The organism is Pirellulales bacterium (genome assembly GCA_035546535.1).
Classification (GTDB): Bacteria; Planctomycetota; Planctomycetia; order Pirellulales; family JACPPG01; genus JACPPG01.
Map to the genome: position 1 here is coordinate 1 of DASZWQ010000023.1, position 14,721 is coordinate 14,721.

12 protein-coding genes are annotated in these 14,721 nt (G+C 60.1%); 2 read left to right on the plus strand and 10 right to left on the minus strand.

Annotated elements, in window-relative coordinates:
• Positions 1-2,074, plus strand: a 2,074-nt coding sequence (locus tag VHD36_02455) for a hypothetical protein (protein HVU86153.1), incomplete at its 5' end; no start/stop codon positions are given.
• Between the two features lie 127 nt (positions 2,075-2,201).
• Here VHD36_02455 and tsaD read toward each other — a convergent pair.
• The 4 genes from tsaD to VHD36_02475 all read right to left on the minus strand — a co-directional run bounded on the left by tsaD (position 2,202) and on the right by VHD36_02475 (position 6,818).
• Positions 2,202-3,218 (minus strand): tRNA (adenosine(37)-N6)-threonylcarbamoyltransferase complex transferase subunit TsaD, encoded by a 1,017-nt coding sequence (gene tsaD / locus VHD36_02460; GenBank protein HVU86154.1) that lies wholly within the window; start codon positions 3,216-3,218, stop codon positions 2,202-2,204.
• Positions 3,219-3,260: 42 nt separating this feature from the next.
• Positions 3,261-4,823 (minus strand): S41 family peptidase, encoded by a 1,563-nt coding sequence (locus tag VHD36_02465; GenBank protein ID HVU86155.1) that lies wholly within the window; start codon positions 4,821-4,823, stop codon positions 3,261-3,263.
• Between the two features lie 164 nt (positions 4,824-4,987).
• Complete coding sequence (locus VHD36_02470; protein HVU86156.1) at positions 4,988-5,644, minus strand: methyltransferase; 657 nt, start codon at positions 5,642-5,644, stop codon at positions 4,988-4,990.
• Between the two features lie 112 nt (positions 5,645-5,756).
• Complete coding sequence (locus VHD36_02475; protein ID HVU86157.1) at positions 5,757-6,818, minus strand: DUF1559 domain-containing protein; 1,062 nt, start codon at positions 6,816-6,818, stop codon at positions 5,757-5,759.
• Here VHD36_02475 and VHD36_02480 point away from each other — a divergent pair.
• Positions 6,805-8,355 (plus strand): nitrilase-related carbon-nitrogen hydrolase, encoded by a 1,551-nt coding sequence (locus VHD36_02480; protein HVU86158.1) that lies wholly within the window; start codon positions 6,805-6,807, stop codon positions 8,353-8,355. The two genes, VHD36_02475 and VHD36_02480, sit on opposite strands and share 14 nt — an antisense overlap.
• Here the strand turns inward: VHD36_02480 and VHD36_02485 are convergent.
• The 6 genes from VHD36_02485 to VHD36_02510 form a co-directional block, all read right to left on the minus strand.
• Complete coding sequence (locus VHD36_02485; protein HVU86159.1) at positions 8,270-9,223, minus strand: hypothetical protein; 954 nt, start codon at positions 9,221-9,223, stop codon at positions 8,270-8,272. The two genes, VHD36_02480 and VHD36_02485, sit on opposite strands and share 86 nt — an antisense overlap.
• Before the next feature lie 199 nt (positions 9,224-9,422).
• The gene (locus VHD36_02490) at positions 9,423-10,406 is read right to left on the minus strand and encodes a hypothetical protein (protein HVU86160.1); all 984 of its coding nucleotides are present in this window, start codon (positions 10,404-10,406) and stop codon (positions 9,423-9,425) included.
• A gap of 269 nt (positions 10,407-10,675) precedes the next feature.
• On the minus strand, positions 10,676-11,266 hold the full coding sequence (locus VHD36_02495) for a DUF1573 domain-containing protein (GenBank protein ID HVU86161.1): 591 nt from the start codon (positions 11,264-11,266) through the stop codon (positions 10,676-10,678).
• A gap of 195 nt (positions 11,267-11,461) precedes the next feature.
• Entirely contained in the window at positions 11,462-12,508 is a 1,047-nt protein-coding gene (locus VHD36_02500) for a hypothetical protein (GenBank protein ID HVU86162.1), read from the minus strand.
• Between the two features lie 329 nt (positions 12,509-12,837).
• A complete protein-coding gene (locus VHD36_02505; GenBank protein HVU86163.1) occupies positions 12,838-13,731 on the minus strand; it encodes a hypothetical protein in 894 nt (297 codons plus the stop codon).
• A gap of 327 nt (positions 13,732-14,058) precedes the next feature.
• On the minus strand, positions 14,059-14,721 hold a 663-nt coding region (locus VHD36_02510), incomplete at its 5' end, for a hypothetical protein (protein ID HVU86164.1).

Here is a 14,721-nt window from a genome sequence, read left to right on the forward strand (position 1 = left end):
CAAGAGCAAGCACGAGATCGAGATTCAGCTCGATCCCAAGGGGCTGACCGACGCGGCCGTCGATCCCTCGGCGCCGGTAACCAAGAGCGTCAAGGGCATCAGCCTGCGTAGCGCGCTGCGGCTGATCCTCGAAGAGTTCGACCTGACGTACGTCGTGCAGGACGAAGTCCTGAAAATCACCTCCAAGGAAAAGGCCGACGAAATCCTCACCACCCGCGTCTACCCCGTGGCCGACCTCGTGATCCCGGTCATGACCCGCATGGGCGGCATGGGCGGTGGCATGGGCGGCGGTATGGGCGGCGGCATGATGGGAGGCATGGGGGGTGGTATGGGCGGCGGCATGATGGGCGGCATGGGCGGCGGCATGATGGGAGGCATGGGTGGCATGGGCGGCGGCATGATGGGGGGCATGGGGGGTGGCATGTTCGCCGTGAAGGACGATCTCAAGCTCACGCCAACCAAGCCGGACGCGGCCAAGACCAACGCAACGGCGGGGGAAGCGACCAAGACCGCTCCCCAGACTCCTGCAAAGAAGCCCTCCAGCGTCACGCTGCCGGGAGCCCAGCGAGCTTCGAGCACCACCAAAGCGGCGACTGCGAAGCAGCCTTCCGAAACGAAAGCCGCCCATGGCGCAACCCCGCCGAGCGAAGCCAAGCACGCGACCCGCATCAAGGTGCCCGCCGGCAGCGATCCCGACACGGCGTGGAACGACTACTTCGCCACGCACAACGAATCGCCGCAAGCGGTTCGCGAGACGGTGCGTCAATTAACCGGCGAGAAGAAATTCAAAGAGGTGGTCGCGCTGTGCATGGCGGCCATCAAGAATCAACAACCTCAGCCCTGGATGTATGAAGCCATGGGCCTGGCGATGCAGGCCGACGGACGATCGCTCGAGGACATCGAGCGCACCTTCATGTCGGCGGTCGACTTCGTGCAAGGCCCGGACCACATGCTCTACCTGGCCGAATACATGGAAGAAGTCGGCCTCGACAAACGTGCTCTGCAATTGTTCCGTCAACTGTCGGTGGCCATGCCCGTGGCGCCTCGGCCCTACGTGCTGGGCTTGCGGATCGCCAAGAAGCTGGACGACCTGGATGCGTTGCAATGGGCGACCGTCGGTATCCTCGGCCTGGCGTGGGACGACAACGAAGCCAGTGTCTGGCAAGAAGCGTACAATGTCGCCGCCGCCACTCTCGATCGCCTGCGTTCCGAGAATCGCAAATCCGAGGCGGATGCTTACCAGCAAAAGCTCGACCAATCGCTGATTCGCGACGTGGTGGTGGTCGTATCCTGGACCGGCGAAGCCGACATCGACGTGGCCGTGGAAGAGCCGGGCGGGACGATTTGCTCGTCGCGAGAGCGGCGCACCACTGGCGGCGGTGTGTTGCTGGGGGGCGGCACGCGCAAGCTCGACAAGAAGTCGAACGTGTCGGCCTCCGAATCGTACGTCTGCCCCACCGGCTATGACGGCGTGTATCGCGCACTCATCAAGCGGGCGTGGGGTAAGTTGACGACCGGCAAGGTAACGGTCGACATCTACACGCATTATTTGAGCAAGTACGAGTCACGCATCCACAAGCAGATTCCGCTGACGAATGACGAGGCGCTCGTCGTCTTCGACCTCAAGGGGGGCCGTCGCCAGGAACCGGTCGAAAAGCAGCAACTCGCCACGGCCGTCGCCAAGCAGGTTCACGTCAGCCAGCAGATCCTCGGGCAGCAACTTGCAGCGGCCGCGAATCCGGGCACGCTGAATAGCTTCCTCAATAGCCGCGGCATTGGCGCCGCCACCGGCGGCTTACCCTTTGCCCCGTTCTTCTTGCAGGGAGCGGTGGGCTATCAGCCGGTGATCACGGTCTTGCCCTCAGGTGCCAATATGACCGTCGCCCCGGCCGTGGTATTGCATGATCGGCGTTACGTGCGCGTCAGCCCGACGCCGTTCTTCTCGGGCATCAGCCAGGTGAACACGTTCAATTACGTCACCGGCTCGAGCGGTACGAGCAACGGCTCGACCTCGGGTTCGAGCTTCGGCGGTGGTAGCAACCTCGGCGGCACGACCGGCTCGGGCGGTTTCTGACATTTCCGGCCTGCGCCGCCGAATAGCGCGGCCAGGTTGTCACGTCGGGGGCTCCCCGGCGATCGCGAATGCGCAGCCGCGCAGGACTTGTCCCATCGCCGCTGCGATTTAACGGGCGCGGCTCCGCTTACCGCACCAGTCCCGGCGTGATGTCGAGGTCCAGGCTCTCGGTCAGCCCTGCCCGTAGTCGCTCAAGCGCAATCGCACCCATCACGGCGTTGTCGGTACACAGCGCCAGGGGTGCAATATAGAGTTCGATCTGTTCCGCGGTGCAGCGGGCCTGCAATTGCTCGCGAACGCGCGCGTTCGCGGCCACGCCACCTCCAACGCACAGCCGGCGAAAGCCGGTCTCGCGCACGGCCTTCAGAGATTTCTCGACCAGCACGTCGGCCACCGCCTCTTGAAAGCTGGCCGCCACGTCGGCCACGAATTGCGGCGCGAGCTCTTCGACCTTGGGCAGCGGCGTGCCCGGCGCGGCAAGCGCGTAGCGGACCGCGGTCTTCAAGCCGCTGAAGCTGAATTGCAGCCGCGGGTCGTGCAGAAACGAGCGCGGAAAAGAAAAGGCGCGGGGATTTCCGCCGGCCGCCGCCTTCTGAATTGCAGGCCCGCCGGGAAAGCCAAGCCCCAGCAGGCTCGCCACCTTGTCGAAGGCTTCGCCAGCGGCGTCGTCGATCGTTCCGCCCAGTAGCTCGAAGTCGAGCGGGTCGCGGCAGCGGTACAAGCTCGTGTGCCCACCGCTGACGATCAGGCCGATGCAGGGGAACACGTCGCGGCCGGCCGCCATGCGGCAGGCGTACACGTGCGCGTGCAAGTGATTGATCGCCACCAGCGGCTTTTCGAGCGCGACGCACAAGGCCTTGGCTGCCGCCAGACCGACCAATAGCGAACCGGCCAGGCCGGGCGTGGTGGCCACGGCCACGGCGTCGATTTCGGCGAGGCGGACGCCGGCTTTTTTTAGCGTCTGGTCGATGACCGGCAACATTCGTTCGAGGTGTGCCCGCGACGCGATTTCGGGCACGACGCCGCCGAAGCGCTCGTGGAGTTTTTCCTGCGAGGCTACGACCGCGCCTTTGACTTGCAAGCAATCGTCAATGACCGCGGCGGCGGTTTCGTCGCAGGTCGATTCGATCGTGAGCAGGTGCATCGGGCGCGTGGGAAAGAAGGCAGCGCGAATTTGGCGTGATCGCTAGTTCGCCTTCGCCAATTCACCGCTCAAGTAATCGATGGCTTTTTGCAACTGGCGGTCCGTGAACGACGGCTTCTTGCCCCCCGATTTTTCGGCGGCTGGCTTGTCGGCGGCCGGCTTCTCGTCGGCCGCGTCATCGCCATCGGGTTTGGCACGCGTGGCAGGCTTGTCGGGAGATGGTTTATCAGCGATGGGCTTATCGCCGGATGGTTTGTCGGCATCCGACGGAGGCGCATCGGCCTTCGTCTCCTCGTTGGTCGCGGCGGCCTCGCGCCGCGCTTTGTCCTGGTAGTGATTCACGAGCAGGATGTCCCGATCATGACGATACGTCATCAGTCCCAACAACTCGCCGTCGTCCAGTTTCAGGTCGTAGCCGGCATCGGGCTTCACGCCCCATTCGTCGGCTTCCGACGCGTCGGGAAAGCGGTGGATGTTCTTTCCGCTGGGGCGCTGGTAACTGGCGGTGGTGAGCTTCAGAGCGCTTTTGCCCCCTTCCAGCTCGATTACGTTCTGCACGCTTCCTTTGCCCCAGGTACGCTCGCCGATGACGATCGCCCGATGGTGATCTTGCAAGCAGGCCGAAACGATTTCGCTGGCGCTGGCACTATAGCGATTCACCAGGACGGCCATGGGAAAGCCTTCGTAGGTGCCGGATTCCTGGGCATCCCAGCTGCGCGACTTCGTATTGCGCCCTTCGGTGCTGACGATCTTGCCCTTCGTGACAAACAGGTCGGCCACGGCGATGGCCGAGGTCAAGAGGCCCCCCGGATTAAACCGCAGGTCGAGAATCAGACCGCGCACGTTTTCGCGCTTCAATTCGTCGAGCGCCTTGGTCAGGTCTTGCTCGGTGTCGCGGCTGAAGCTGGTGATGCGGATGTAGCCGATCTTGCGATCGTGGTCGAGCATGAAATCCCAACTGTCGTCCGCCTTGCGTTGGTCGCCCATCACCGTTTCCAGGTGCACCAGCTCGCGCTCGAGCGAGAACGTGCGGCGCTCGCCCGTGCTGGGCCGGCGCGTGGTGATCGTGACCTTCGTGCCTGGCTCGCCTTTGAGCTTGTCGATGACGTCCTGAATGGTGCGCAGGTCGTCGGTCGGCTTTCCCTCGATGGCCACGATCTGGTCCCCGGCTTGCATGCCGGCGCGGTAAGCGGGGCTTCCTACGATCGGGCTGATGACGACGATCCGGCCGTCACGCGTGAGGTCGACCTGGATGCCGATCCCGCCGAATTGATTTTCGACGCTCGTCTTGAACTGCCCCAGGTCCTCGGGGCTGATGTAGTTGGAGTACTGATCGAGCTTCGAGAGCACGCCGTGGATGGCGGCCTCCATCAGTTCGCGGCGGCTGATGTTCTTGACGTAGTTGCGCTCGACCTGGTCGAGCGTGTCGGCGAACAGCTTTTGCAGCTCGTATTCTTCGGCCACGCGCTTGGCGGCCGCGTCCTTCTCGGCGCCGGCCGCATCGCTCTTTTCCGTCGCTGGGGGCTCCTCGGCATAAACCGCACTCGTCAAGCCCGGGAAACCGAGTCCAAAAACGGTTATGAGAATCGCCGCGCGGCTCATCATGATGTCTCCCTAACGCCTTCCTTGGCAGATTTTTACCGCCTGTAACGTGTCGACGCTCAAGGCTCGATGCTAACGTAAATCGCAGGCAGCCCACGACTTATTCAGTATAGGACCGGCGCCGGAATGCGACAAGAACGGAGGCCCAGACGGCGAATCCTTCGCAGTCACAATCGTTTCGATCCGACACATACGTGATGCACCCAGGCCGGCGGCACGTTGCGCAGCACGCAGTCGCGGCGGAATTCGTGAGTGCCTAGCAGGCGGCCGAGATGCTGGCTGATCGCGCGGAGCCGTGTTCGTTCGTCTCCGCGGGCGATGAGCAGCTTCGCCTGGCGCACGGCGACATATTCGAAAAATGAAAGCGTCCCGCCGGGCGCGAGCAAGCCCGTCAGCGTGGCCAGCAATTGCTCGACCAGTTCGCCGGAAAAGTTATTGAGCGGCAAGCCGGATACGATCGCGTCGTAACCGCCGTCCGGCGTCAGGTCTTGCACGCCTTGATGAAGAATGCGAGTGCGGGGCTGGAAGGCTTGCCAGGCCGGCTCGTTTTGAAATCGAAGGCGAAGGTGCGCCACGAACTGATCGTTCATTTCTACCAGGTCCAGCCGATCCTGCGCTGCCAAGGCGGGCAAGATCCAATGCGTCACGGCGCCTGTGCCAGGGCCAACCTCGAGGATGCGGCGTGGGTGTCTGTTAGCGCTTTCGCCGGCGGCCACGAAACGAGCCAGGGCACGGGCCAGCCAACGACTGCTCGGGGCGATCGAACCCGTTGTGTGAAAGTTCTCGCGGAATTGGCGAAAAAAGAGCCGGTGATCGTGAAACATCCCGCGAACCTGCTCGGGCAAAACACGTGCGAAGCGCACCCCGAGGATAACGACAGACAGTCGCGTCGACAACGGGCCTGGCCCGCTTCTCTTCCCCCGTCTCCGGAAGTGGTCACCAGCCGGCGGCGTCGGCACCGTCTCGAGTGTGTAGCGCGTACCAGACGTTCTGATCCATTGAATTATTCAAGAAGTGTGCCGAGCCATCGAGCGCCAGCACGTTAACACCCTGTGGATGCATGCTGCGGGAACCGGCTTGAACGTTGATTTCATTCGCGCCGAGCGACTGGTCACACCCCATGCACTCGGCATCGAGCTGACTGCCGAGCTTTTGTCGCAGGACAGTGCAGCCAATGAACTGCTCGCCGTTCGCGGTGCACGGATTTGGCCTGCCTGATAGTCCGAAGATCCCGTGCCGGGCGATCAGGCTCGACCCGACTTGCCCTAATGCCCATACGCCACGCGGATCGAGGACGTCCAGCCCTGCGCGAATTTCGTCGACGGCGATGGTGTTTGACAGACCATCGGTGACCGCCGCGTAGGGAAATGATTTGTTCACGCCCCCGACGCCGGTCCCCCACACTTGATCGTTGTTTGTAAGCAGGTTGGTTCCATTGACGTAGAAGCCATTGATGCAGGGGTTTTCTGTTGTTCCTGGCCCTGCGCAGTTGCCGTCCGGCCCGACGTTCATCACGTAATTTCCTCGTGCATACTGGTTCGTCGTCAGGCCGACGGTTCCACCGCGCTGAAAGTGATTGTCGCGTGTGGCGTAGGGGTCGCTGGGGCAGAGAAAAACTGACAACTCGGATTCGCGGACTTGCGCGTTGGTCGGGTCGGAAACGGGCTTCTTGAAGTTGCAGATCGCGTAGAGGCTCGTTTGTTCAAGTTGCGACAGGAGCATCATCACCCAGTTGCCATAGACCGTGTCCTGGTTGGGATCGCCAAATTTCTCGACGCGATCAATGACCCCGATGGGCAAGTTTCCGCCGCCCAGTGGTTCACCCTTCGGCTGCCAGATCACGGCAGGCGGCAATAGGAGCATCGCTGACTGGTAGTTCGCGAGCGCGATGCCTATCTGCTTGAGGTTGTTCGTGCATTGCGATCGTCGGGCGGACTCACGCGCCATTTGCACGGCCGGCAGTAGTATCGCGATCAATGTCCCGATGATTGCGATCACGACCAAAAGTTCCACTACTGTGAACGCCGTGCGTGAAATTTGTTTGCAACCACTGAGTCGAAAAGCGAGAATCATTAGCATGGTCCTCCGCGGTATTTACCTTACCACGCTACCAATTGTTACGGGCATTTTGCTGGCGTTCGCAATGCCGCCGGCGGACGCGACTTGGCTCGTCTGGATTGCACTCGTGCCACTCGGCCTAGCGATTACCGAGGAGAAAGCACAACTCGAATTGTACCTGGGCGTACTGGCTGCGGGGCTAGTGTTTCAATGGATGCATTGCGATTGGATGAGAACGCTGACAAGTGGCGCGACGCTTTCCTATGGCCGCGTCGGCCAGTGGATTGCTCAAGGTATCGCCCTCTCTGTGCCTTGGGTGCCCATGTTTTGGCTATCACGGATGGTTGTGCGACGGACGGCGCTTCCGATGACGTTCTTGCTGCCGCTGCTTTGGGTTAGCTTCGAGTTTGTACGATGGCATTTCTCATGGGTCTATGATCAGACCGGCTTCCCATGGGGCCAAGTCGGCCTGGTTTTGGCTGACCATCTGCGTTTGGCCCAAGTTGCCTCTCTCGCCGGCGTATACGGTGTGAGTGCGATCGTGGCGATCGTCAATGGGCTGGTTGTCGACTGCTTGCGCCGGCGTTGCCGCTGGCAAGAGATGCTCGTTGCTTTCGGATCGCTGGCGCTTTGCCTTGGTTATGGCCATTGGCAACTTGCCTACGTGCCTGCCGAGGGGCCCACGATTTGCCTAATGCCAGTCGGCGACGAAGCGGCCGATGCACCAGCCGACGCACGGGTTTTGCTATGGGGCGAGGCGATTAACCAGCGAATTGCGGTAGACCAAGAGGCTGAGATTGCACGTTTGCAGGAGCATTCGGATGCCCTGGATCAGGTAATCATCATGGGATGCAAGCGGCGCGATTCTGAGGTCACATTCAATTCAACGGCGGTCGTCGTGCCTCGACATAAATTCCAAGGGTTCTATGACAAGATCAAACTCGTTCCATTTTCAGAGTTTCATCCGAGTCATTTGCCTGCCGCAGAGAAAGACAAGTCGAATCGGTACAGGCACGGCTGCGTCTTTCCTGTCTACGAGTTCGAGGGAGTGCGTATCGCACCTCTCATCTGTTATGACATTTGTTTCCCTGATGTTGTGCGGCGATTCATGGGAACGAGCGACGCCCCCGGCTTCTTTGCGGTCTCTTCGTTTGAAGGACATGACCCCTCGGGATGTATTCAAGAGGGGACGTTGCGGCATACGAGATTCCGGGCCATCGAATCTCGTCGTTCAATCGTGCGAAACGTGGAGGGAGGATTTTCGTGCCTCGTTGATGGAAGCGGTCGTTTAGTTTCGACGTTCGATTCCATCACCGCTCCGACCGCTGTGGGGGCGATTCCCATGGACGACCGCTTCAGCCCGTATGCCGTCCTGGGTGACTGGCTGCCATTCACTTCCCTTGGCGCGATTGTCGTGCTCTGCTGGCGAGGTAGCGGAAGAACACGGCCCCGCAGGTCGACGCTACCAACCCAATGACCAGCCATAAATAGGGACCATAGCGCTTGCGAATGCGTGGTTCCAGGTCGTAATGGGCAAGCTCGAAGATATCGGTGTCCGAGAGCTGACGTGATACTTTGGTGACCTCGTCTTTCTGTATGTATGAGGGCGTGCCGCCGAATTCAGGCGACTCGACCCAGAACTTCACTTCGCTCGGTAGGGGGAAGTCGAAGTCTGCCTCGTCCTTGTACTTGATGCTCGCAAATCGGCGAGAAGGCTTGGGATAATAAGGAGAGGATTTTCTGATCGTTGCGACCTCGTAGCCGTGCAACACCCAATTGCGATTAGGCAGGAAATCGAAATGCCCTTCGCGTTCGGCGACATTAGCCTTTTCTTGCCAGAAGACTTGGGCGATTTCTTGCCCTTCGACTTGACTCTTGTTGAGCTTCGTCAGCATGACTCCTTTGCTTTTCAGCAGGAAGTCGGCGATCGTTTCATTAATAAAGCAAAAGGGTGCCGTGACGAAAGCTGCATCTGTGCGAACTCGCGCAAGCCCCGCACAATAGCCGGACTCGTCGCGGCGCAAGTTGGTCACAACCAGCGTTTTGTCAGGCTGTGACGTCAGCGTAATGGAGCATCGCGGAGTGGCACAAAGTACGTCGCGACCGCCCTTGAACCAGTGGGGAACGTTCTCGCGGTCCGAGAGAAACAGTCTTTCGACGCAGACACGCGCGCCATCGCCCCACACATGGATATCGACGAGATCCACGGGATCACCGGGCCGATTCTGGTAGGAGCCGTGAGCCGTCATTTCCAGAGACAGATAGAACGCGGCTACGTCTTTGCATTGGCCTGGGTACTCGCGACGGAAACGGGCCAGATCGTCGCCTCGTCCACTCGCCGCCATTACGAGTACCAAACAGGCTACATGAGCCAACTACAACCAAGCTACTGCCGGCATTGACATTGGTCGTTGATATTGATCGTCAGTTGACAGGTACAATTATGAACGCTGTCGTTTTCCAATCCACAGCACCAGATGATGAGGCGGAAGGCTGAATACGTCGGCATCCGGCACTTGATTCAATCCGCCGACTATGGCATCTTCACTGCTTTTGCAGACGGCTGGCGAGCAAGCGGAAGATAATTGCGCCCGCCATTGATGTGACCAGAACGGTAATTAACCAGAAATAAGCACTGCGCCGCTTGCGCGCGACAGGCTCGAGATTGTAGTGTGAAAGCTCGAATACGCCCTTATTTGCAACGCCTGCTGTTGCTCGGGCAACACTCGACTCCAGCAAGCTTGATTCAACACCATTGTTCTCCGGCTGCTCACCCCATTGACGCACCTTGTCCACGATCGGATATTCAAAGCCCCGATCCATCCGATAGGACACTTCACCGCGCTGCTTTGAAGGTTTGGCAAACTTTGAGCCGTGCCTCCGGTGCGCTATCTCATAGCCGGTCAACACCCAGCCAGAATCCGGCAGAAACTTGAACCAGCCGCCTCGATCGGCATCGTTGATTGCAACGCGCCATGTCACCGTCGCGACTTTTTGTCCATCGCTGACCTCGTGCGTAATCCCGGTCAGCCGCATCGCAGGATCCGTTACAAAGTCAGCTACCTCCGCGTCCAGAATGCTGTACGGTGCAGATGCGAATCGTGCGTGGCTAAGTACGGCAGTACATGCGGCTTTATATCCAGCACCGTCGCGTCGAAGATCGGTGACCACAAGCGTTCCGTCCGGTTCTGACCCAATGCTGAATGAACACTTCGGGGCGGCGCAGAAGATACTTCTGCCGCCCTCGAACCGCCGCTTGCTAACATGAGCGGTCGGCCCGTACCGACACTCGACACAGTACCGTCCGTTGTCGCCCCAGTACGAAAGTTCGGTAATGTCCGGCGCCTCGCCGGCGCGCTGCCAATAGGACTCTTGCCCCTGCAAAGTAAGCGAGCCGTAGAACAGCTTCAGCCGCTCCGCGCGCGATGGGTAATCGCGGCGGAATTCATCAAGCTCGCTCGCCCATATGCTGCGCGCGGGACGATAAGCCGCTAAACATATCACCACGGCTAGGACGAGTGTACGCAATTGCAGACGCTCCCACTGATCTTTGTCGTCGTCACGCAGATGCAGTCGTCTGGCGGCGGGCAGGGGTTCCGCTCGAACTTACAGCTCTTGTCGTCGTCGTTTGTAGCGCACATCCCGGAACAGGCTTGATTTGCCCACGCGATGTTCGTGGGCGCCGCAATAACGGCTAGCGACGCAGTGCAAATTGCGACACTCAAAAAGATGACCGCGACTAATTCAAACAGGATTCGCATCTTCGTATTCCTTCGTGCCAAGGGAGGAACGGAAATTCATTTAACAACCGCCTTGACCGTAACGACAATTGGGTCGGCTACGTCGACGAAAAGCTTGATGCGCTCTTCAAACTCACGTTCTTCTTCGTCGGCCTCGACCGATAACCGCACGACCCCGATCGCGCCGGGCTCAATTAGAAGTGGCAATTTTGATGCCACATGCACGCAACCGCACGTCGCCCTGCTGCCCGTGATTCTCAGCCCGTCCGCGCCCAAATTGCGCACGGGCACTACGACGTCAAGGGGGACACTCGATTTAATCTGACCGAGATCGAACGTTGTGCGATCAACCGCCACGGCGTCACCTCGGATGTACGCGCGGGCGACGTTGAATGAGCCGAATCGCACCGTCGCATAAGTGACGATCGTAACCGCCACTGCGATAGCTAAAGCTGCAAACACGGGCACAAATCGCCGCGAGGGCATCGCCATGTGCCCCTCCAGTGTAATCCGCCCATCTATGGCGTGAGAGTAGCGAAACGGACGCGCCCCTGTCAAGTATTTTTTGTCAATGGAAATGGTGCATGAAATGGTGTCGAGCGTCAACAAACGAGTTTCTCTAGCTAATGTAATTTCTTGAAATGACATTTCGTCGTAGTGTATCGCCGCATGCGAATCCGAAACTCGGAACCCTCGTCGACCAAGACCAAAGGTCACTGCCCGGCCGTCAAGCCGATACGCTTACTGACGTGATTCTCTTTCTTGCGTGACGGCGCGTCATTGCGTACAGGCTGTTCTACCCAACCATACTGCGGGTGGCGCCTTCGATGGACCGGGAGATCGCTACATTCTGTTTCCGCGCCTTTGCGCAAGGATGCGAAAGCCGATCGCCCCCATCATGGAAACGACCAATGCCGTCGCGAGCCAAAAGTAAGCGCCGCGCCGCTTACGAGCCGTCGGCTCAAGATCGTAGTACGACAGATCGAATACTTTCGTATCGGCCGGCGTAAGCGACGTACTAGTCACCGTGTATTCGTCAATTTGCGAACGAGCGCCTTCGGCTTCCGGGAGTTCCGTCCAGAAAACTGCCTTTGCCACGGTTGGGAACGCGAAACGGCTGTCTTGCGCGTATTCGAGTTTGCCGCAAATCCTTCCCGGGAAGGGAACTTTGGCCTGATGCTCGCGCACTTCGATTACGTAGCTGTCGAGCACCCATTCATTGTCGGGCCGGAACGCGAACCAGCCCGTCAAGTCTCCGTTTTTCAGAGTGTTCTTCCAATGGACCTTGACCACGCTTCGGTCATCGATGACGTCGTCCGCAACCTTCGTGACGGATATCGATTTCCCTTTCAGGTATTCCGAAATCGGCTCATTCATGAAGGAATAAGGCGCAGTGGCAAATCGGGCGCCGGACCGGATCGTCGATACGCTTTTCTGATAGCCGGCCGCATCTCGGCGCAGATCCGTTGCGGCCAGCGTGCCGTCTGGCTGAGAGCGAAGCATGAACGAGCATTGAGGTGCCGCGACGCGAATCGAGTTCGCAGAGCGACGCGCGGCCGCCTCGCTTTCTGAATTGGACTCGTCGACTAACGCGAAGCGGTTACCGCCGCCAAAATATATGATGTCCGAACGACGAGGTTCGCCCCCCGCATCGTTGGAAAACGACCTGCGCGCATGTATCTCCAGGGTCGTGTAGAATTCCTCTAACTTCGCGGCGCGCTTTGGGTAGTCTCGACGGAATTGGTCTTCTTTCTCGCCCGCGCAAGCGACCGAACCCGCGGTCGCCAACAGCAGCACCGCATATTGGTTAACGCGAAGCATACGCAGGCGAGTTAGCGCTAATAACACCGAGATCAACGACGGCGGGCTCAGCGACAATTTGATCGCCACGCAGGTACGCACGGGCGGCGGCCAGCGAACCATACCGGACCGTAGCGAAGCTAAGGACGCCGCTCACGACGACGAGCGTCAGAAAGAAAGGCCAGTACCTTCGCAGCACAACGGCCATCGTGCGCTCCTCGGATGACGAGCGGATGATAGGGATGCGTGCAGAATATATATAGGAAGGTGCCGAGCGTCAACAAAAAAGTTTCTCTAGCTAATGTACTTTCTTGAAATGACATTTCGTCGTAGCGCATCGCCGCCGTTTAATCCGGGCTTGTGCCTTTCGCCGCAATGCCGACGATCCGATGGTGCGGCGTGCGCGGCTCGCAGGGGACCTAGTCGTCTTGATCTTGATCGTTACGGCTCGGCTCTGCGATTGCCAGGGTGATCCCGCCGTTGTGGGTTTCGATCGACAACAGTTCGCCGCCGCCGGCGTGCTTGCCCGCGAGGTAGGTGCGCCCTTTGCGCTCGAGTTCGCTGAGTGATAAGGAGCTGCGGATGCGGCCGTTTGAGGTGCGGGCCTGAATCACGGTGCCGGCATCCTTGGCCAGCGAGAGTTTGATGCCGCCGTTATCGGTCTTGATGCCGCCGGACACGCGGCGATCGTTGGTGAGCCGGGCGGAAATAGCGCCATTGGTCGTACGCAGCCGCACTTCCTCGGCCGGCGAGTCCACGGTGATGCTGCCGTTGGTGCTTTGGGCCTTCAGCTCATCCTCGGCCGCCACGACGCGCACCGCGCCGTTCTCGGTATGCACATGGCAAGCGCCGGTCGTTCCCACGACGTCGATTTGTCCGTTATCGGTTTTGACGTCGAGATCGAGCTGATGCGGCATGGTGACGGTGAAAGAAACGTCCGCCCGCCACCCGCTGCGGCGCGGCTCGCGCCAGGCCCAGCTGATTTCCTGCGTGGCGTCGTCGGCGCCCGAGACGGGGGTGGTGATCTCGATGGCCTCGAGGCACTCCTGTGCTTCGGCGGGGGTGTGGCCCGTTGCGCGGATTTCGGCGCGGATGTGAATCGTGTCGACGCCTGGGTCGGCGGGGCGCACCCGGACGAACCCGTTGTCGGTCTTGATCGAGACTTTCTGCGTGCCGACCGTGGGGAGGTCGCGCGTTTCTTCGGATTCGGCCGTATGGCGGTCGGCTTGGATGCAACCGGCGGCCAGCAACGCGACGCCGGCGGGTACCAGGAGCGCGAAACGCAAGGCACTCGGGCGGGCTCGGTGGATCATGGCGGGCTCCTTTCAGGCCAGGGTTCAGGCGGCAATCGCGCAAGCGGCAATCGCGCAGGCGACCGCTGGACTTTCGGCTGAGCATTTCCACTGGTCGCTAGCGAGTGATTCGCCGCGGGCCGGCAGATCTTGGGGATGCGTTCTTCCCGGCTTTCCCCGCAAGAATCTGATTCTATCGGCACGGAAGCGATTGGCGGCCGGAAATCGACTTGGCCTGAAAACAAAAAGGCGGTCCGACCCACGTTGGATCGGACCGCCGTACTTGCAGAACCAGGCCCTCCTCAGCTTTCAGGAGCGAGAGGAGAACTTTTCGAACATTCTAGCCGTTTAGCCGCCGCATCCGCAGCTCGGCTCGCAGGGAGCGGGGCAGCAAGGAACCGGGCAGCAGATCGTGACCGGGACTTGCTTGCACACCACTCGCGGCACGCAGCGGGTGACCGTGTAGGCCACTTGCTTCGGCACACAGCGGGTTACGTTGATGGTCTTCGTGAAGTGCACGGGCTTGCACACCGTGTAGGGCACTTGCTTGCAGCACTTCTCGGCAACCATGTGGCAGCACTGGTAAGCGACCTGCTTCGAGTGGCATTCCTTCACGATGTGGCAGACCTTGTAGCAGCAGGTCTTCACACGCTGTTCCGGAACCATCTTGCAGACCGTGTAGTTGCAGGTCTTCACGCGTTCTTCAGGCACCATGTGGCAGACCTTGTAGCAGCAGGTCTTCACGCGTTGCTCGGGAACCATGTGGCAGACCTTGTAGCAGCAGGTCTTCACGCGTTGCTCGGGAACCATGTGGCAGACCTGGTAGGTGCAGGTCTTCACGCGTTGCTCGGGCACCATGTGGCACACCGTGTAGTTGCAGGTCTTCACGCGCTGCTCACGCTCGATGTGGCACACCGTGTAGGTGCAGGTCTTCACGCGTTGCTCGGGCACCATGTGGCAGACCGTGTAGTTGCAGGTCTTGACGCGTTGCTCCGGCACCATCTTGCAGAC